The organism is Pseudomonas germanica (genome assembly GCF_019614655.1).
GTDB lineage: Bacteria > Pseudomonadota > Gammaproteobacteria > Pseudomonadales > Pseudomonadaceae > Aquipseudomonas > Aquipseudomonas neuropathica.
Genome location: NZ_CP071586.1, coordinates 2,811,092 through 2,831,362, shown reverse-complemented (window position 1 = coordinate 2,831,362; position 20,271 = coordinate 2,811,092). Strand labels below are relative to the sequence as shown.

Here is a 20,271-nt window from a genome sequence, read left to right as displayed (position 1 = left end):
TTTTAAGGCGCCAATGTCCGTTAGAAGCTGTTTTCAAAGCGTCACGAGCACAGTCGTTCCTTCAGAGCGGTGTTGGCGAGGGATTTTTCCAGCGGGGAAAAATCCAGCGCCAACCCTCATCAGCTCCCCGTTCTGCAGGCGTAAAACTTTGAAAGCAGCTTCTGTAAGGAATTGCCGGTAATTCTGGCCGAACGACCCACAACGTCGTGAGGAGCATGAGTACGGCAGTTTCGGGATGAGCGTCCCGGACACCCATTTGGGACCACTGATGAGGGTAATAACTGTGCTTGAAGCCTACCGCAAACATATCGAAGAGCGTGCAGCCCTGGGTATCGTTCCCCAGCCGCTTAACGCCGAACAAACAGCAGGCCTGGTCGAGCTGCTGAAAAACCCTCCGGCTGGCGAAGAAGAATTTCTCGTTGACCTGATCACCAATCGCATTCCACCAGGCGTGGACGAAGCGGCCTATGTCAAAGCCGGCTTCCTGTCTGCACTGGCCAAGGGCGAAGTTTCCTCCCCTCTGCTGGACAAAAAACGCGCTGTAGAACTGCTCGGCACCATGCAGGGCGGCTACAACATCGTCACTCTGGTTGACCTGCTGGACGACGCCGAGCTGGCGCCGGTCGCTGCCGCGCAACTCAAGCACACCCTGCTGATGTTCGATGCGTTCCACGACGTCGCGGAAAAAGCCAAGAACGGTAACGCTCACGCTAAAGCCGTGCTGCAATCCTGGGCTGACGGCGAGTGGTTCAAAAACCGTCCGACCCTGGCCGACAAGATCAGCCTGCGCGTGTTCAAGGTTACCGGCGAAACCAACACCGACGACCTCTCCCCTGCTCCTGATGCCTGGTCGCGTCCAGACATCCCGCTGCACGCCCTGGCCATGCTGAAAATGGCCCGCGACGGCATCGTTCCTGATCAGCAGGGCGCCATCGGCCCGATGAAGCAGATCGAAGAAATGCGCGGTCAAGGCTTCCCGATCGCCTACGTCGGTGACGTGGTCGGTACCGGTTCGTCGCGTAAATCGGCCACCAACTCGGTGCTGTGGTTCTTCGGCGACGACGTTCCTTACGTGCCGAACAAGCGTGCTGGCGGTTTCTGCTTCGGCAGCAAAATCGCTCCGATCTTCTACAACACCATGGAAGATGCCGGCGCACTGCCAATCGAGTTCGACGTTTCCAACATGAACATGGGCGACGTGATCGACCTGTACCCGCATGCTGGCAAAGTCTGCAAACACGGCACCGACGAAGTCCTGACCACCTTCGAAATGAAGACTCCGGTGCTGTTGGACGAAGTCCGTGCTGGCGGCCGTATCCCGCTGATCATCGGCCGTGGCCTGACCGAGAAGGCTCGCGCCGAACTGGGTCTGCCACCGTTCGACCTGTTCAAGAAGCCAGAAGCACCAGCTGAAAGCACCAAGGGTTTCACCCTGGCGCAGAAAATGGTCGGCAAGGCTTGCGGTCTGGCAGAAGGCCAAGGCGTTCGTCCTGGCACCTACTGCGAACCGAAGATGACCACCGTGGGATCTCAGGACACCACCGGTCCAATGACCCGTGACGAACTGAAAGACCTGGCGTGCCTGGGCTTCTCGGCTGACCTGGTGATGCAGTCCTTCTGCCACACCGCGGCGTATCCAAAGCCGATCGACGTGACCACCCACCACACCCTGCCTGACTTCATCATGACCCGCGGCGGCGTTTCCCTGCGTCCGGGCGACGGCATCATCCACTCGTGGCTGAACCGCATGCTGCTGCCAGACACCGTGGGTACCGGTGGTGACTCGCACACCCGTTTCCCGATGGGCATCTCGTTCCCGGCCGGTTCCGGTCTGGTTGCGTTTGCTGCGGCCACCGGCGTTATGCCGCTGGACATGCCGGAATCGATCCTGGTGCGCTTCAAAGGCAAAATGAAACCTGGCATCACCCTGCGTGACCTGGTTCATGCCATTCCTTACTTCGCTATCCAGAACGGTCTGCTGACCGTCGAGAAGAAAGGCAAGAAAAACGCCTTCTCCGGCCGCATCCTGGAAATCGAAGGTCTGGAAGGTCTGACCCTGGAGCAGGCGTTCGAACTGTCCGACGCCTCGGCCGAACGTTCGGCTGCCGGTTGCACCATCAAGCTGTCGAAAGAGTCGATCACCGAGTACCTGAACTCCAACATCACCCTGCTGCGCTGGATGATCGGTGAAGGTTACGGCGATGCGCGCACCCTGGAACGTCGCGCCCAAGCGATGGAAGCCTGGGTTGCCAACCCGGAACTGATGGAAGCCGATGCCGACGCCGAATACGCCGAAGTCATCGAAATCGATCTGGCCGACATCAACGAGCCGGTACTGTGCGCGCCGAACGATCCGGACGATGCCCGTCTGCTGTCCAGCGTTGCTGGCGAGAAGATCGACGAAGTGTTCATCGGTTCGTGCATGACCAACATCGGTCACTTCCGCGCTGCCGGTAAACTGCTGGATCAGGTCAAGGGTCAGCTGCCAACCCGTCTGTGGCTGTCGCCGCCGACCAAAATGGACGCTCACCAACTGACCGAAGAAGGCTACTACGGCATCTACGGCAAGGCTGGCGCGCGCATGGAAATGCCAGGCTGCTCGCTGTGCATGGGTAACCAGGCACGCGTTGAGCCGAACAGCACCGTGGTGTCGACGTCGACCCGTAACTTCCCGAACCGTCTGGGCGACGGCGCGAACGTCTACCTGGCTTCGGCCGAGCTGGCGTCCGTGGCTTCGATCCTGGGTCGCCTGCCGACCGTCGAGGAGTACATGGAATACGCTGGCAAGATCGACAGCATGGCGGCTGATATCTACCGCTACCTGTCCTTCGACCAGATCGCCGAGTTCCGTGAAGCTGCTGCGAACGCCAATATCCCGGTCGTTCAAGCCTAACGTTACAACGCACTGAAAAACGCCGCCCATCGTGAGATGAGCGGCGTTTTTTTATGCCTCACACATAGACCCTGTGGAAGCGAGCCTGCTCGCGAAAGCGGTGTGTCAGTCGATGTAACTATTGGATGATGAATCGCTTTCGCGAGCAGGCTCGCTCCCACGTTTGATTCTTACCAGACAAGAGACCTGCATTTCCCGATAGGGTTACGGGTTGAGCTTGAGGGCTTTCTGCACGGCGCCATCGACGCTCAAACCGCTGAGGATCACAGCGTTGGCTTGCACTTCGGGCAACGCCTCCAGCACCGCCAGCGCCTCATGCTTGAGCCGCGCCAGAATCAAACGCTTGCCTTCCTGATGCACCCGCACAAAGAACTCCTGCATCGCCTCAATGCTGGTGCCATCCAGATCCGGCGTCTCCTCGAGACTCAGAATCACCGTATGCACCGGCATTTCTGCATGGCGGATCAGCCGTAACGCCGCGCCCAGAATCCGCTCAACGTTGGCAAAGAACAACGCCTCACTGGGCCGAATGATCAGTACGCCAGGCTCCGTTCGCGCAACGGGATGACGCTGCACATCGACAAAATCGTGCCCGCCATCAATCCGCCCGAGCACTTGAATGTCCGCGGCTGACATCTGCTTGAGCATCAGCAGCACACTGATCGCCACCGAAACCAGCAGACCGTCCAGCACGCCCAATACCAACACGGCCGAAACCGCGCAGATCACCAGCACACGATCCCGCCGCCAGATGAAGTAGCGGCCCAGCGGCTGCAGACTCACACCGCGACCTAGCGCATGCATGACAATCGCGGCGAGGATCGGCTCCGGGGTCAGGGCGATCCACGGCAACACCGTCAGCACGATGATTAACACCACCAACGCCGCCACACCGCCGGCCCAGCGTGACGTCGCACCTGCTGCTTCATTCGCCGAGGTCGCCGAGTACCCTGCCCCGGCCGGCATGCCATGAAACAATCCGGAGAGCAGATTCGATGCGCCTAACGCCAACAGATCACGGTTTGAGGTGACGCGATCGCCATGCTTGAGCGCATACGCACTGATCGACCCGTAAGACTCCGCATACAGAATCATCACCAGCGCAAAACCCACCTCCCCCAGCCGTAGCCAGTCGGCGAATGGCAGCACCGGCAGGTTAGGAACTTCCAGGCTCAGGTCGATAATGCCGATCATCTGCACGCCGTACGCCGACAGATTCAACCATTGCCCGGCGGCGATGCCGATCACTACAACCAGCAAGCCACCAGGCACCCGCGGGAATCGTGAAAACACCGCGAGCAACACCAGCGCGACGGCCGCAACAGCCGCGGCCATCCAGTTCCAATGCGGCAGTTGTTCTAGCAGTTGCGGGGCGAAGCGCACCAGATTGGCCTCGGTCAGATGCACGCCCACCACAGTGGCGACCTGCTTGAGAATGATGGTCAACGCCAGGCCGAAGGCGAATCCGCGCAGAACCGGTTTGGCGATGAAGGACGTGACACTGCCCAGACGAAACACCCCGGCCAGCAAAAACAGCGCACCGGTGATGAGCACCAGACCGGCCGCCAAAGCGGAGCGCAATTGCGGATCACCATTGGCCAGTGTCGCCGTCGCCGCCGCCAGCACAGCCGCCGAAGAAGACGTCGCCGAGACAATCGCAAAGCGACTCGTACCGAACACCCCGTAGCAGAACAGCCCGGCAAACAGCGCGATTACCCCGGCCTGTGGCGCCAGCGCGGCAATGGTCGAATACGCCACCGCTTCGGGCAGCAAGAGACCGGCTATCGATAGACCGGCGAGTACATCCCGCCAGCGATTGCGTTGCTCTACAGGTTGCGGGGCGCTCGACAATCCACTGTCTCCAGACGAAAAAAAGCCGCTGCATACGTCGTATGCAGCGGCCACTGTAGCTGAGTATCTGGAGTTGTAGCTTACGCGGTCAGCGAATAAATCAACGCCGAAATCGCTACCAGGCCGACAGCCGTTACAAACACGTTCGACGCCTGGCCGCGATAGCGGGCCATCGCTGGCACTTTACGGATTGCGTACATCGGCATCAGGAACAGAATCGCCGCGATCACCGGGCCGCCGATGGTTTCGATCATGCCCAGAATGCTCGGGTTCAGGGTTGCCACGATCCAGCAAACCACCAACATGAAGGCCGCCACGATGCGATCCAGCGCCTTGGCGCCCGGGCGTTTGCCGCTCTTGATAATCAGGCCTTTAAGACCTTCGCTGGCACCGATGTAGTGACCGAGGAACGACTTGGAGATCGCCACAAACGCAATCAACGGTGCTGCGAAAGCGATGGTCGGATTGCTGAAATGATTGGCCAGGTACGACAGGATCGACAGATTCTGCGCTTTGGCCTCGGCCAGTTGTGCCGGCGACAGGGTCAGCACACAGCTGAAGACGAAGAACAGCACCATCGCCACCATCAACAGGTGTGCGCGGGACAGGATCTGCGAGCTGCGCTGTTCAGCGTGGACGCCGTAACGACGCTTCTGATCGACCGCAAACGCCGAGATGATCGGCGAGTGGTTGAAGGAGAACACCATCACCGGAATCGCCAGCCACAGCGTGTGCAGCAACGCAGACGGTGCCGGCACCTGCGAAGCCGTGGCGAGAATGCCGCCGTTCCAGTGTGGAATCAGGTAAACGGCGAGGAACAGCAGCGCAACGATAAACGGATACACCATCAGGCTCATCGCCTTGACGATCGCCTGCTCACCGCAACGCACCACGGCCAGCAGACCGAGGATCAGCACGAACGACAGCAGAGCGCGCGGTGGCGGCGTGATGTGCAGTTGATGTTCGAGAAAACTGGCGACCGTGTTGGTCAGACCGACGCTATAGATCAGCAGGATCGGGAAGATCGCGAAAAAGTACAGCAAGGTGATCAGCGCGCCGGCCTTGATGCCGAAATGCTGCTCGACCACTTCAGTGATGTCGGCGCCTTCACGACCGGAAAGCACAAAGCGGGTCAGACCACGGTGCGCGTAGAACGTCATCGGGAAGGCCAGCAGCGCAAGGACCACCAGCGGCCAGAAGCCACCCAGTCCTGCGTTGATCGGCAAAAACAGGGTACCGGCGCCGATGGCCGTCCCAAACAGTCCCAACATCCAGGTGGTGTCCTGGCGATTCCAGCTCGAAAGTTCAGCGGGTGCTGCTGCATCAAAGCGCTCTTCGACGCTATTGGCCTGATCATTCATCCGGTCGGATCTCCGCATTCCGGTCACTTGCCACTCGGTCAGACGCGTCGGAAAAAACCGACAGACATGCTCCGGCCGAAACAGGGGCGCGATTCTCCGCGATAAATGAGCAGAAGCAAAGACTTAGCTGAGGAATGGTTGTGCGGAGCAGTTTAGAGGCGTGTCGTTTTTGAGAAAATAACTGTCGGCTTCAGGTAGGCGTCGTGTCGTTTTCTGGCAAGCTCCAACGTTTGATGCAGTCGCGAGGAATCGATCAGATTGATCGTGCCAGGATGAATCCGAGCGACATACAAAAAATGCCGAACGCCAGCATCCCCCAGATTGGATACATATCGTCCTTGTCCTTGATACGCATTCTTTCGACCGACTCATCGTACTCACGATCCGATAGTTCAATCATAGCCTTGCGGTCAAATGTGCTCATCTTGATTTCCTTTTGGGTCATGGGTCTGATTGTTGTGAAGCGTGAACACTCAAACCTTGAAAAAAACGCCTACTACTGCAGTGATTGCGGTCACCACTCCAGCCAATACCGCGAGTGGATAAAAACTCGTCTCTCTCTTTAGCTTTTTTGCTTCAGCCAGAAGCTTTTGTCTTTCCGCCACGAGTTTCCGTGTTTCATTCAGGAGCCTTTGGAGCTCCAGGTTTTCGCGATCGTCCTGAAGCATACGCCTTCCTTGGCTATTGGCAGTGACTGGCCGGACTGCTTTGTGCCCTCATGATTTCCTAAATCATCTCGCGCCAGATAGCGGATGAATCCGGCGTTTTCGTAGGCAAAATCCGCGAGTCAGGTAGGCAGCCTCATACAGAGACCTTTCAGAAAACACCTCGCGATCAAGTACCCGTGCCTTTCAATTTGGCCCACATGATCTAGCGTGAAATGAGTCCCCCTGCCCTGCGGAGCCTTCCCATGCCATTGGTTCGCGTCGACATCAGACAAAACCCCGACCCCAACTTCGCCAAGCGCATCGGCGAGCAGATCTACGCCGCCCTGCGCAGTTGTATCGATGTGCCCGAGCACGACAACTTTCAGATCCTGACCGAGCACGATGGCCAGCACCTGGTCTACGATCCGCAATACCTGGGGATCCAGCGCAGCGACGGCGTGGTATTCATTCAGATCACCATCAGCGAAGGGCGCACAGTGGAGAAAAAGCAATTGCTGTTCAAAACCATCGCCGAGCGCCTGCACGCGCAGTTGGCGGTGCGCCTGGAAGACGTGTTCATTAATCTGGTCGAGGTGAAAAAAGAGAACTGGTCATTCGGCAATGGCATTGCCCAGTACGTCACCTGACCCCGCAATTGACAGCCAGCTACCGGCCGAAGCGATCATCAAACATCACAACGCAACCCTCGGCGCTGCCTTCGCACGAGTAATCGACAGTGCTCATTTCAGGTTTTAAAAGAAACGCTCCTTCAAATTGACGCAACTTCGCTGTCTGCGGTTGCGTCAATCACGAATTTGTAACCTTATCCTCAGTCCTACAACTGCGTGTACTTCTCTAATGTCATCTGCGCTATGAATTACAGAAAACACCAATAAAAAGCCCTTCGCTTATCGATACTTCAGAATACTCCTACAACCAAAAACACCTAATAAAACCACGACGAAATATTACCGAAATCCGAATAACAGTCATTTGTTACAAGCAACTACGCAGCCATTGAACATTCCTCTTTTTCAGGCCTATATTTTTCACGCCCTGAATGACGAAAGACCAATCGCAAACGACCTTCGAAGTTTGATAAAGAGGAAAAAGCATGCAAAAGCGCACGATCACCGGCCTGCTGTTGACCGGACTGCTTTTCACACCGCTTGCCAGCGCTGATGTCCGCGAGCTGGCTTCTTCGCCGCGATGGCTGACTACCAAGGTCTACATCGATGGCGCTCCTGAAACAGACGTCAAGGCGAAGTATCCCGGCGTCGTAGGTATATCGACCTGGGATCCCGAGAGTAATCGATACGAGTTCTTTTACACCGACACGGGCGAGTCAAAGTACAACAAAGGCGGAGGCGGTTATTTCTTTGTCACCGGCAACCAGAAACAGCACATTCTGGTACCCGATGTCGGTCCGACCAAAACAATTGTCAGGCGCCTGGAAACACTGAACAACAGTGAATTCACTTACTCTCGGGAAGTCCCCCGCGACATGATCGACAACAATCCACTTGTACGTATTCATGTCGTTCACGCGCCGTATACCGGCACCGTAGAAACCAAATCCGCCATCAAACAATAAAACCAGGAGTTCAACATGCAAAAGACAGTCAAAACCCTGCTGATGTCGACGTTGCTGGCCTCCACGGTGTATTGCGCCGGAGTCAGTGCGCAAGCCGCCACCCAACCCGCCACAACTACTGTTGCCACCGCCGACAATGCAATGATGCTGACCGTATTTCTGAAACATGATCAGACCCGCCCGCTGAGCGAACTCAAGGCCCAGCTCACACAACAAGGCTTCTACAAGACCTTCCCCCCTGCCGGGGTCGAAGTGGTGAGCTGGAACATCATGATGGGCATTGGCCAAGTGGTGACCGTACGCTTCCCCGCCTCACGGCTGGCAGAAGTGAACCTTGCCCTGGAAAACACCGCATGGGGCAGTTACCGAACCGAGTTTTATCCAACCTATGATTTCAAGCCGATTGCCCTCGCAGAACAAACCAAAGCCCAAGCAGCCCAATGATGCCGACAGCACACCGGATCACCGGTGTGCTGCCTACCCTTGCTTCTTGCCCGAAGCCGTCCAGAATCAAAGCACCACTGCGCGAATGACAACGATTGCCAAGCCGCTGCGGATTCAGCACTCTGAAACGACTTTCGCGACCGACCCGCCGACGTTCACAGGAGCCGCGCAATGCCCGCAACCGTTCTGGTACTGGTTGAAACCATCAATGACTATTTGCCGATCCTCGAACATCAGGGTTTTCACCTGATCCTCGCCCCCACGCCGGCCGAGCGTGCGCAAGCCATCGCCACTCACGGCAGCCGCATCGACGCGGTGCTGACCCGCGGCCCGCTGGGCCTGACCTCCGATGAAATCACCGCCCTGCCGGCGCTGAAAATCATCACGGTAATCGGCGCCGGTTACGAGCAGGTCGACCTGCAAGCCGCCAGTAACCGTGGCATTACCGTCACCAACGGCGCCGGGGTCAATGCCTCGTCGGTGGCCGACCATGCGATGGCGATGCTGCTGGCGCTGGTCCGGGATATACCCCGTTGTGACGCGGCGGTACGCCGCGGTGAATGGCCGAAGATCATGCGCCCGTCGCTGGCCGGCAAACGCCTGGGGATTCTCGGACTGGGCGCCGTGGGCATGGCGATAGCCAAACGCGCCCACCTTGGCTTCGACATGGAGATCAGCTATCACAGCCGCCAGATGCGCAGCGATGTGCCTTACACATTCTGCTCGACGCCAACCGAACTGGCACGGGCCTCGGATTTCCTGATCATCGCCACGCCCGGCGGCATCGGTACACAGCATCTGGTGACTCGCCCGGTGCTCGATGCGCTTGGGCCGAAAGGCTTTATCGTCAACATCGCCCGCGCCAGTGTGATCGCCACGGCGGATCTGATCACGGCGCTTGAGCAACGCAAAATTGCCGGCGCCGCACTGGATGTGTTCGACCACGAGCCGCAAGTGCCGGATGCGCTGAAAACCCTGAGCAACGTGCTTCTGACGCCACACGTCGCCGGTCTGTCACCGGAAGCCACTCAAGGCACGGTGGAGTTGGTGGGCAAAAATCTCGTGGCGTTTTTTTCGGGCGAACCGGTACTGACGCCCATTGCCTTGCCTCCGAAACTCAACAACCAGCGCGTGCACTGAAGCACACCGGACGACGTGGCGAGCGCTCGTCCCAGCCCTCCTTTTCGGCCACGGCATATCCGCTAAACCTTGGTTCACCGCGACCTTTCGCGCACATTCCCAAAGGTGATTATCGGGCAACACGCTAGCCTATAAGACCGACTCGCGCTTGTGGCGACCCGAGCGCGCTATTAGATTAGCCAATGATGTCTGGCCTCCAAAATAAGCAGAAGGGATAAGCATGGCGCTTACTGACCAGTCCACCCGTATCCGCTCTGGCGAAGAACTTGATGCCAGCCTGATCGATCCGTACCTCAAGGTGCACATTCCCGGCCTGAGCGGCACACCTGCGATCAGCCAGTTTCCTGGCGGTGCGTCGAACCTGACCTACCTGCTGGAATACCCGGAACAGGAATTCGTCCTGCGCCGTCCGCCGTTCGGCCACAAGGCCAAGTCCGCCCACGACATGGGCCGTGAATTCCGCATCCTCAATCAATTGCGCGACGGTTTTCCGTATTGCCCGAAAGCCTACGTGCACTGCACCGACGAATCGGTGATCGGCGCCGAGTTCTACGTCATGGAACGAGTCAAAGGGATCATCCTGCGCTCGGATCTGCCGCCAGAGCTGGGCCTTGATTCGGCAAAGACCGAAGCCCTGTGCAAAAGCTTTATCGAGCGCTTCGTCGAACTGCACCGCGTCGACTACAACGCCTGCGGCCTGGGCGATCTGGGCAAACCGGAAGGCTACGTCGCCCGTCAGATCAAAGGCTGGAGCGAGCGCTACGAAAAAGCCCTGACCCCGGATGCGCCGCATTGGGAAGCAGTGAAAGCCTGGCTCAACGACAAGATGCCGGCCGACCACCCGACCTCAAGTATCGTCCACAACGACTACCGCTTCGACAACGTCATCCTCGACCCGCACAACCCGATGCAGATCATTGGCGTGCTCGACTGGGAACTGACCACCCTCGGCGATCCGTTAATGGATCTGGGCAACACCCTTGCCTATTGGATTCAGGCGGACGATCCGGCGCCGGTGCAACTGATGCGCCGCCAGCCAAGCCACGCGCCGGGCATGCTCACCCGCCGCGAGTTCGTCGATTACTACGCCGAACGTTCGGGCATCCAGATCGACAATTTCGACTTTTACTACACCTACGGCCTGTTCCGTCTGGCCGGCATCGTGCAGCAGATCTACTACCGCTTCTACCACGGCCAGACCCAGGACAAACGCTTCGCGCAGTTCATTCACATGAACAAACTGCTGGAGCAGATGAGCTTGCAGGTCATTGCGAAATCGAGCCTCTGACGGCCCACACCCAGGAACCCTTATGTCCAAGACTCAGTTGTTCGACCTCGACGGTAAAATTGCTTTCGTTTCCGGCGCCAGCCGTGGCATCGGTGAAGCCATCGCTAAACTGCTGGCCCAGCAAGGCGCCCATGTGATCGTGTCGAGCCGCAAGCTCGACGGCTGCCAGCACGTCGCCGACGCGATCATCGCCGCCGGCGGCAAAGCCACGGCCGTGGCCTGCCACATCGGTGAAATGGAACAGATCAGCCAGGTGTTCGCCGGGATCAAGGAACAGTTCGGCCGCCTCGATATTCTGGTCAACAACGCCGCGACCAACCCGCAATTCTGCAATGTGCTGGACACCGATCTGAGTGCGTTCCAGAAAACCGTTGACGTGAACATCCGTGGCTACTTCTTCATGTCGGTCGAAGCCGGCAAGCTGATGCGCGAAAACGGTGGCGGCAGCATCATCAACGTCGCGTCGATCAACGGCATTTCGCCGGGGATCTTCCAGGGCATCTACTCGGTGACCAAAGCGGCGGTGATCAACATGACCAAGGTCTTCGCCAAGGAGTGCGCGCAGTTCGGCATCCGCTGCAACGCGCTGCTGCCGGGTTTGACCGACACCAAATTTGCCTCGGCGCTGGTGAAGAATGATGCGATTCTCAAGCAAGCGCTGACGCAGATCCCGCTCAAGCGTGTGGCTGATCCAAGCGAAATGGCCGGTGCGGTGCTGTACCTGGCGAGCGATGCGTCGAGCTACACCACCGGGGTTGCGCTGAATGTGGACGGTGGGTTTCTGTCCTGATTCCACTCGGGACTTGAACTGATCTTGTCCCTGTAGGAGCTGCCGAAGGCTGCGATCTTTTGATCTTATTTGTAAAAAAATCAAAATCAAAAGATCGCAGCCTTCGGCAGCTCCTACAGGGTTTTGTGTATCAGGCAATGACTTTCGGTAACTGCCAGCCGAAATGCACCGACAGCAAACGCAACAGCAAACACGCCGCCCCCGCCAGCAACGCCGCCGCTACCGGTGAAACGCCCAGCCTGCGGCCGATGATCAACACCGCCGCACCGACAAACGCCGAACTCGCATACAAATCCGCCTGCAACACCACCGGTATCCGCGCCAGCACAATGTCGCGTATCACCCCGCCACCGACGCCGGTAATGGTGCCCATCAGCATCGCCACAAACGGCGTAATCCCGAAATTCAACGCTTTCTGCGCACCGGCCACGGCAAACAGCGCCAAGCCTGCAGCATCCAGCACAATCAAGGTTGAACCGGACCAGCCCAGCACCTGCTCATGAAAGGCAAACGCCAGCCCGCCCATGAAAAACGCCAGTGCCGGGTAGCGCCAATCGGCCACGGCATTGGGTGGCGTCGCACCGATCAACAAGTCACGAGTCACCCCGCCACCGAGGGCGACGATAAACGCAATCACCATCACACCGAGCAAGTCGAGCTGACTGCGCATCGCCGCAATAGCGCCTTCCACGGCAAACACCGCAGTGCCGGCCAGGTCGGCTACCAGCACAATCCGCTCAACCCGGGACTGCCGCCCCGCCGGCGCTATTGCGTGACGCAACGGGTGGTCGTGATGTGTCGAGTAACCTGCCCGTCGGCGTACACGTCACCGGCGACCTCAGTGTTTTCGAGCACCTGACACGTACGCTCCGGCGGTGGCGGCGGCGCTGCCGGTGGAGGGGGTGGAGGACTGGCGCAACCCGCCAACAACACTGTAAAGAAAGCCAACGGCAACACGCGTTTCCCAAGATTGTTCATAGGACGACCCGCGACAAATGGAAGAGCAACTCCCGCGACCGAACCGACCACGGAAGACCTGACCACTCATTCTTTATAGCCGAGCCCCCCGCAAGCGCCAGTGAATCGGCCGGATCGGGAGGAAGTGGCTGTCGATTTTGCGTTCGGATTCGAGAGGATTGGCAAATTGAAATGTGCTTTGCCTGATAGAGCCTCATCGCGAGCAGGCTCACTCCTACAATTGAACAGAGTACATCTGGCAGAGATTGGTCGGCTTCAGGCCGCCTTCGCGAGCAGGCTCACTCCTACAATTGAACAGAGTACATCTGGCAGAGATTGGTCGGCTGTCAGGCCGCCTTCGCGAGCAGGCTCGCTCCCACAGTTGAAAAGAGTACACCTGGCAGAGATTGGTCGGCTTCAGGCCGCCTTCGCAAGCAGGCTCGCTCCTACAATTGAACAGAGTACATCTGGCAGAGATTGGTCGGCTGTCAGGCCGCCTTCGCGAGCAGGCTCGCTCCTACAATTGAACAGAGTACATCTGGCAGAGATTGGTCGGCTGTCAGGCCGCCTTCGCGAGCAGGCTCACTCCTACAATTGAACAGAGTACATCTGGCAGAGATTGGTCGGCTTCAGGCCGCCTTCGCAAGCAGGCTCGCTCCTACAATTGAACAGAGTACATCTGGCAGAGATTGGTCGGCTTCAGGCCGCCTTCGCGAGCAGGCTCGCTCCTACAATTGAACAGAGTACATCTGGCAGAGATTGGTCGGCTGTCAGGCCGCCTTCGCGAGCAAGCTCGCTCCCACAGAACAGCCAAAGCAAAACAGCACAAATCGCGCATCGCTTGTGCTTCTCACCACTCAGCTCCTACAATTGAACAGAGTACATCTGGCAGAGATTGGTCGGCTGTCAGGCCGCCTTCGCGAGCAGGCTCACTCCTACAATTGAACAGAGTACATCTGGCAGAGATTGGTCGGCTTCAGGCCGCCTTCGCAAGCAGGCTCGCTCCTACAATTGAACAGAGTACATCTGGCAGAGATTGGTCGGCTTCAGGCCGCCTTCGCGAGCAGGCTCGCTCCTACAATTGAACAGAGTACATCTGGCAGAGATTGGTCGGCTGTCAGGCCGCCTTCGCGAGCAAGCTCGCTCCCACAGAACAGCCAAAGCAAAACAGCACAAATCGCGCATCGCTTGTGCTTCTCACCACTCAACAGGATGAGCGTTAGCTCGGCTGCAGCTCTTGATCTTGCCGTGCTGGCCCCTTCGGCAGGCTGAGTGGAGGGATTGATCCGGGGGTGGGAGCGCAGCGACCGTTTGGCGAAGCCAAACACAGCGAGAGGAGGTGCAGCGAAGCAAACCGTAGGCGCTGCCCCCGGATCGATCCCGGAGCGAAGGAACCCCGAGCTTTAGCGAGTGGGCCGAACGCCGGGGCCCAGCGTTTTGGTTACTTTTGGGCGTCTGCAAAAGTGACCCGCTGTAAGAGCGGAACCGCCAGCCGCAGCACCCAAAGAAACGGATATACACCCACCCCCCAAGAGCATGGTCGGCCCAAAGGCCGCCAAGCCTAAAAGCCCTAAGCCAAATCAGGATCCCGAAAAGAACGCAAAGTGTTGCTCTCCAACTCATACCGCAATTCTTCAATCAAAGCCTCAACCGACTCCGGCGTCCGTAGCGCATCAAGCTTCAACCCACTGATCACCAGATCCACCTGCCCCGACACCGGGTGATAAAGCTTCACCGTCAGCGAATGATCGCCATCCACCAGACACTCACACGCCAGCGGCGAAAAACTGCGTTCAAGCTGCGTGCGCAACTGCGCAAGATTCATCATCAGACTGTTCCTATAACGACTGCGAAGGGCCGCGATCCCGAGCCAGAAAAAACTCGTATCGCACCCCGCCAGACTAAGAACAGCCGTCGACCGCCAACACCTCAATATGCACCTGATGAACTAGTGCATTTGCACCTCAGCGCTGGCCCTTGGCGCCCCACTCCCCGGAAAACAATCCACGCTCGCGCGCCCAGACAATCGCCTCGCTGCGACTGTGCACATCGAGCTTGGAATACACCGTGGCGACATGATTACGCACCGTGTTCGGCGCCAGTTTCAGCCGCGCCGCGATCTCCTTGTCCGCCAGCCCTTCGCAGATCAACCCCAGCACATCGCGCTCACGCGCCGTCAGATCGGTGAACGAAACGCTAGGCAGTTGCGGCGAGTTGACCTTTTTCACATTGGCCAGTTTCTCGATCAACGTACGACTGAACCAGGAAGCATCTTTCATCACCTCCTCAATCGCCGCCACCAACTCAAGCTCGGTACGCTTGCGCTCGGTGATGTCCATCAACACCAGTAAATAACACGGTGTGTCCTGAATATTCACGGTGTCAGCGGACAGCGCGCACTCGAGCAGATCCGCATCTTTCTTGCGCACCCGCACATCCACCCGATCCACCCGCCCGTTTTTCGCCAGCGCCGCCAGCAACCGCGTGCGCGCGCCGCTGTCATCGATAAAGTCCAGCTGCGGCACGGTTTTGCCGAGCACGTCGTCGCTGTCATAAGCCAGGGTTTCGAGGAACGCCTGATTGACGTCGATCACCTGCTGTTCGTCGGCACTGCAAATCAGGATCGGCACCGGCGTCAGGCGAAACGCCTTGGCAAAACGCTCCTCACTCTGACGCAGCGCCACCTCGGCCTTGTGCCGCAGCTCCATGTCGACAAAGGAGAACAGCATGCAATCCTCATCGTTGAGCGTAAGCGGCTGGCCGGCCACGATCACCTGCTTGCTGCTGCCATCGGGCAGGCGCAGCTCGGCTTGCATCTGCGGGATGGTCGCAACGTCGCGCAGGCGCTGAATAGCCAGGTCGCGGTGTTCGGCCTGCTCGAAAATGTCGATTTCATAAGAGGTCGTGCCAATCACCTGCTCGCGGGTGTACCCGGTCATTTCCAGAAACCCCGGATTGACCTTGATGTAACGCAGATCACTGAGCCGGCAGATCACCGCCGGTGCCGGGTTGGCATTAAACGTCCTTTCGAAGCGCTGCTCGGCGTTGGCCCAATCGGTGACATCGCTCATGATCAGCACCAGCGACTCGGGCTGCCCTTCGCGGTCCGTGAGAATCATACTGCGTACGCTGTGCACCCAGATGCGTTCCGGGTCGTCGCTCGGCGACACTTCGATCAGTACGTCATTGAAACTCTCACAGCGCGCTACTCGGCTGATCGGGTAGTTTTCGGCGGTGATCGAGTGATTATTGCGATAGCGCAGGTTGAATTTCTTGGCGTATTCGTCGGCATTGTGGCCCAGATCGGTGATCCGCTTGACACCGTGCATGGCCAGCGCGGCTTCGTTGGCCCAGAGAATGCTCTGATCCAGCTCCAACAGGATCACCCCGTCGGACAGCCCGGCGATGATCTGCTGCAACTGGCGGCGGTTGGTTTCGGTGGTCAGGACTTCCTGGCTCATTGGATCTCCACAAGTGATACGCCCATGTGAAGAGTACGACCGCAGCCACCTCTGATCGTGCCGAGCATAAATGTTCGCAACGGCACAAATCCCTTTGTAGGCCTTCGCCTGCTCGCGATAGCGGTGTGTCAGCCAGCAGATCCGTTGAATGACACATCACTATCGCGAGCAGGCGAAGGCCTACAGGGGATTGGATTTCAGTTCGAATTTTGCGTCTTGAGTTCCCGGAGGGTGTCGAGAAACAGCTTGAGCACCGGCGAAGCATCATCCGCCCGATAAGTGGCATACAGCGGCACCTCCGGCAACGCCGGGGTCAGGCGCCGGAACACCAACCCCGCCGGGGCCAGTTGCTCAATGGACGCCGGCAACAGCGCCACGCCAAACCCGGCGCGCACCAGACTCAGCAAGGTCTGCACCTCGATCACTTGTTGACGAATCTGCGGCGTGAACCCGGCCTGAATGCAGCACTGAAACAGAAAATGAGCAAACCGCGACTGTTTCAATTCCAGCGCCACAAACGGCTCCTGCGCCAGATCCGCCGGCGCCAGCACCTCGCGGCCAGCCAGCGGATGATCCGCCGGCATTACCACGTTGATCGGCTCGTAGATCAGCAGTTCATTGCGCAACTGCGGATCGTCATAGCCGACGCGAAACACACAAGCGTCGATGCGTTTCTCCTTCAACGCCTTGACCTGCGCCGCCGGGGTCATTTCATGCAAACGCCAGTTGACCTGCGGATAACGCTCGCGAAACAGGTGCAAGGCCTTGGGCAGCACGCCAACCATCACCGAACTGATCATGCCGATTTCCAGCTCACCAAGTTGTCCGCGCCCGGTCTGCCGCGTCAGGTCCAGCGCCCGCTCAAGCTGTTCGAACACCAGCGGCGCCTGCTCCTTGAGCATCTGCCCCGCCGCCGTGAGTTCGACCCGATGATGGCTGCGCTCGAACAGCGGCGTACCGAGTTCCTCTTCCAGCAAACGAATCTGCTGGCTCAGCGGCGGCTGGCAGATGTGCAGGCGTTCGGCGGCGCGACCGAAGTGCAGCTCATCGGCCAACGCCATGAAGTAACGCAACAGGCGCAAGTCCATGGCGGCTTACCCCAGACTCAGCGGCGTCGAACGCTGGCGTACGCCGGTCAGCGCGAACAAGGCATTGGCGATGGCCGGCACTACCGAAGGGCTGCCCAACTCGCCGACGCCACCGGGTTTACTCGGCTCGCCATTCAACACGACGATGTCGGTGGCCGGCATGTCGGACATGCGCATCACCCGATAATCGTGGAAATTGCTCTGCACCACCCGGCCCTGTTTGATGTCGAGCCGATCGAACAACGCATGGCCAAGTCCCCACATCAGACCGCCGTAGATCTGCTCCTCGACACCGCCCGGCGAAACCGCCAGACCGCAATCGACCACACAGGTGAGCTTCTCGACCTGGGCCTTGCCATCAACCGTTGCCAGTCGCGCAACCACCGCAATAAAACTGGTGTAACCCTGATTGGTCGCGATCCCCAGCGCCGTGTCCGGCGGCAACGGTTTGCCCCAACCGGCGCGCTCGGCAGCCTGCTTGAGCACGGCCACATGCCGTGGCCGCTCCTGCATATTGGCCAACCGGAATGCCAATGGATCTTCGCCTGCGGCGTGGGCCAGTTCATCCATGAAGCTTTCCACGGCGAACACGTTGGGGATGAAGCTCACCGAGCGATACCAGCCGCTGGGCACGTTGCTTTCGTGCTTGACCCAGTTCAGCTCCAGGTGCGGCGGACGGTAAGCGAAGTCCCACGCGGTGATCGCCTCGGTGGTGCTGTAATCCATATGGTCCGGCCGTTCGAAGTAACCCGGTTCCCACTGCTCCGGCGAGGCCGGCGACACCGCGTGCAGTTGCAGCGCGGTGAGTTTGCCCTGGGCGTCGAGCGCGCCTTTGACTCGATGCAAGGTCGCTGGGTGATTGAACAGCGCGTGCATTTCGTCCTCGCGACTGTTGAGCAGTTTCACCGGCACGCCGGTTTTCTGCGCCAGATACGCGACTTCGAACAACCAGTACTTAGCCTCCCGCGCGCCGAAACTGCCGCCGGAGACCAATTCATGAATGGTCACGTTGGCCTTGTCGATGCCGCACACGGTTTGCGCCGCTTCCAGTGCCGAGGACGGCACCTGCACACCGCCCCAGTAAGTGATCGCTTTGTCCTTGACGTGTGCGGTGATGCAGATCGGTTCCAGCGGGTTTTGCACCTTGTAGGGCATGGTGTAATCGGCTTCGATCAGCTTCGCCGCGCCTGACCATTGCCCGGTGACATCACCCTGGGCCATGGCTTTGACGGTTTGTGCTTGCGGGTCGCCGATGGCCTTGGCTTGCGCGCTGGACAGTTGCTCGCTGTAGAACCCGGCCAACGGCGAATCGCTCCACTTGATCGCCAGCAGATTGCGCCCCTGCTGCGCGGCCCAGAACGTATCCGCCAACACAGCGACGCCTTCCTGATTGCCGCCGAGCACATCAGGGCGCCCCGCAATCGCCAGCACTTTGCGCACGCCCGGCACCTGCAATGCGGCCGCTGAGTCGACGCTGAGCACTGTCGATCCAACCACCGGCGCGCGCTGAATCACGGCGACCAGCATGTCTGGCAGTTGCACGTCGATGCTGTACTTGAATTGCCCGCAGACCTTGGCCGCCGCATCACGTTTGTGGCGCAGTTTGCCAATGTATTTGAACTGCGCCGGATCCTTCAGCTTGACGTTTGTCGGGGCTGGCAGATTCGCCGCAACGCCGACCAGTTCGCCGTAACCGAGGCTTCGTTTGTTCGCAATGTGAACGACCCGACCTTCTTCCGTGGTGCAACTGTCAGGGCTGACTTTCCACTGCTTGGCGGCTGCCGTGATCAGTAGCGCCCGCGCCATGGCACCGGCCATGCGCAGGCGCTCGTATTCCAGGGAAACACTGGTGCTGCCGCCAGTGGAAAAGACCTTCCAGACCGGATGAATGTAGGTCTCGAAGAACGGATCTTCCGGGGTGATGACCTGCACGGTCATCGGATTGACGTCCAGTTCTTCCGCCACGCACGCGGCCAGCGCTGTTTGCGTGCCGGTGCCGGAATCGTGCTTGTGCACCACCAGTTTCACCGTGCCGTCGGGAAAGATGCGCACCCAGGCATTCGGCTCGAATTCACTCGCCGGTGCTGGCGCTTTTGGGTCAGTAGCCGCCATGCCACTCGGCAGATAAAGGGCAATCGCCAGGCCCGAAGCAACCGTCGCCGCTTGCTTGAGAAACACTCGGCGCGGCAATTCTGTGCGACTGTCGTCGATAAGGCTCATCACGCCTCCTTCGGCGCATTCGCCGCGCGTTTGATCGCTTTGTTGATGCGCCCGTAAGTGCCGCAGCGGCAGATATTCCCGGACATCGCATTGCGGATCGAGTCATCGGTCACCGCCGCACCGGTGTTGAGCAACGCGGCGGCGGACATGATCTGCCCGGATTGACAGTAACCGCATTGCGGCACATCTTCGGCGATCCAGGCCAATTGCAACGGGTGGTTTTGCGTCGGTGACAAGCCTTCGATGGTGGTGATGCGGTGGCCCGCGACGGCGGCCGCCGGCAATTGGCAGGAACGCACCGCGACGCCGTCCAGGTGCACGGTGCAGGCACCGCACAGGCCCATGCCGCAACCGAACTTGGTGCCGGTGAGTTTCAGTTGATCACGCAGTACCCATAACAAGGGCATGGAGGAGGACGCTTCATCCAGCTCGCGTCGTTCGCCGTTAACCGTGAATGCAATCATTGTCAGGCTCCAAAAGAGCGGCCCGTCTTTGTGCGGGCCTGGTGACCGATTATTGGAACCCCGGGCAAAACGC

General features: G+C 58.9%; 17 protein-coding genes. 7 read left to right on the top strand and 10 right to left on the bottom strand.

Annotation, left to right across the window (positions count from 1 at the left end; genetic code table 11):
* Window positions 1-283 precede the first annotated feature (283 nt).
* Complete coding sequence (gene acnB / locus J0G10_RS12620; protein ID WP_095047459.1) at window positions 284-2,893, top strand: bifunctional aconitate hydratase 2/2-methylisocitrate dehydratase; 2,610 nt, start codon at window positions 284-286, stop codon at window positions 2,891-2,893.
* A gap of 204 nt (window positions 2,894-3,097) precedes the next feature.
* Here acnB and J0G10_RS12615 read toward each other — a convergent pair whose 3' ends face one another.
* From J0G10_RS12615 to J0G10_RS12600, 4 genes are all read right to left on the bottom strand, one after another.
* Window positions 3,098-4,744, bottom strand: a complete 1,647-nt coding sequence (locus J0G10_RS12615; RefSeq protein ID WP_220558582.1) for a SulP family inorganic anion transporter — start codon at window positions 4,742-4,744, stop codon at window positions 3,098-3,100.
* Window positions 4,745-4,824: 80 nt separating this feature from the next.
* Window positions 4,825-6,105 (bottom strand): HAAAP family serine/threonine permease, encoded by a 1,281-nt coding sequence (locus J0G10_RS12610; protein ID WP_220558581.1) that lies wholly within the window; start codon window positions 6,103-6,105, stop codon window positions 4,825-4,827.
* A 253-nt stretch (window positions 6,106-6,358) separates the two neighbouring features.
* Window positions 6,359-6,529, bottom strand: coding sequence for a hypothetical protein (locus J0G10_RS12605; RefSeq protein WP_016982944.1), 171 nt, complete (start codon window positions 6,527-6,529; stop codon window positions 6,359-6,361).
* Window positions 6,530-6,578: 49 nt separating this feature from the next.
* Entirely contained in the window at window positions 6,579-6,773 is a 195-nt protein-coding gene (locus J0G10_RS12600; protein ID WP_016982943.1) for a hypothetical protein, read from the bottom strand.
* A gap of 242 nt (window positions 6,774-7,015) precedes the next feature.
* On the opposite strand from J0G10_RS12600, the gene J0G10_RS12595 reads away from it, so the two are divergent.
* From J0G10_RS12595 to J0G10_RS12570, 6 genes are all read left to right on the top strand, one after another.
* Window positions 7,016-7,399 (top strand): tautomerase family protein, encoded by a 384-nt coding sequence (locus J0G10_RS12595; RefSeq protein ID WP_095047464.1) that lies wholly within the window; start codon window positions 7,016-7,018, stop codon window positions 7,397-7,399.
* Window positions 7,400-7,866: 467 nt separating this feature from the next.
* Window positions 7,867-8,346: a DUF4822 domain-containing protein gene (locus J0G10_RS12590; RefSeq protein WP_095047465.1), complete on the top strand. Its 480-nt coding sequence runs from the start codon at window positions 7,867-7,869 to the stop codon at window positions 8,344-8,346.
* Window positions 8,347-8,361: 15 nt separating this feature from the next.
* On the top strand, window positions 8,362-8,790 hold the full coding sequence (locus tag J0G10_RS12585; protein ID WP_095047466.1) for a hypothetical protein: 429 nt from the start codon (window positions 8,362-8,364) through the stop codon (window positions 8,788-8,790).
* Window positions 8,791-8,961: 171 nt separating this feature from the next.
* Complete coding sequence (locus J0G10_RS12580) at window positions 8,962-9,930, top strand: 2-hydroxyacid dehydrogenase (RefSeq protein ID WP_095047467.1); 969 nt, start codon at window positions 8,962-8,964, stop codon at window positions 9,928-9,930.
* Between the two features lie 220 nt (window positions 9,931-10,150).
* Window positions 10,151-11,218 carry a phosphotransferase family protein gene (locus tag J0G10_RS12575; RefSeq protein ID WP_220558580.1) on the top strand — a complete coding sequence of 356 codons (1,068 nt, stop codon included), beginning with the start codon at window positions 10,151-10,153 and terminating at the stop codon, window positions 11,216-11,218.
* A gap of 22 nt (window positions 11,219-11,240) precedes the next feature.
* Window positions 11,241-12,008 carry an SDR family oxidoreductase gene (locus tag J0G10_RS12570; protein ID WP_034152479.1) on the top strand — a complete coding sequence of 256 codons (768 nt, stop codon included), beginning with the start codon at window positions 11,241-11,243 and terminating at the stop codon, window positions 12,006-12,008.
* A 130-nt stretch (window positions 12,009-12,138) separates the two neighbouring features.
* Here J0G10_RS12570 and J0G10_RS12565 read toward each other — a convergent pair whose 3' ends face one another.
* From J0G10_RS12565 to J0G10_RS12540, 6 genes are all read right to left on the bottom strand, one after another.
* A complete protein-coding gene (locus J0G10_RS12565) occupies window positions 12,139-12,789 on the bottom strand; it encodes a trimeric intracellular cation channel family protein (RefSeq protein WP_228759220.1) in 651 nt (216 codons plus the stop codon).
* Window positions 12,790-14,535: 1,746 nt separating this feature from the next.
* A complete protein-coding gene (locus tag J0G10_RS12560; protein ID WP_093438847.1) occupies window positions 14,536-14,793 on the bottom strand; it encodes a DUF1652 domain-containing protein in 258 nt (85 codons plus the stop codon).
* Between the two features lie 136 nt (window positions 14,794-14,929).
* Entirely contained in the window at window positions 14,930-16,426 is a 1,497-nt protein-coding gene (locus J0G10_RS12555) for a helix-turn-helix transcriptional regulator (protein ID WP_095047470.1), read from the bottom strand.
* A 197-nt stretch (window positions 16,427-16,623) separates the two neighbouring features.
* Window positions 16,624-17,514, bottom strand: coding sequence for a LysR substrate-binding domain-containing protein (locus tag J0G10_RS12550; protein WP_095047471.1), 891 nt, complete (start codon window positions 17,512-17,514; stop codon window positions 16,624-16,626).
* Between the two features lie 6 nt (window positions 17,515-17,520).
* Window positions 17,521-19,734, bottom strand: coding sequence for a xanthine dehydrogenase family protein molybdopterin-binding subunit (locus J0G10_RS12545; protein ID WP_095126647.1), 2,214 nt, complete (start codon window positions 19,732-19,734; stop codon window positions 17,521-17,523).
* Window positions 19,734-20,198 carry a (2Fe-2S)-binding protein gene (locus J0G10_RS12540; protein WP_095047473.1) on the bottom strand — a complete coding sequence of 155 codons (465 nt, stop codon included), beginning with the start codon at window positions 20,196-20,198 and terminating at the stop codon, window positions 19,734-19,736. Before J0G10_RS12540 ends, J0G10_RS12545 begins: the two co-directional genes overlap by 1 nt.
* Between the last annotated feature and the right edge of the window lie 73 nt (window positions 20,199-20,271).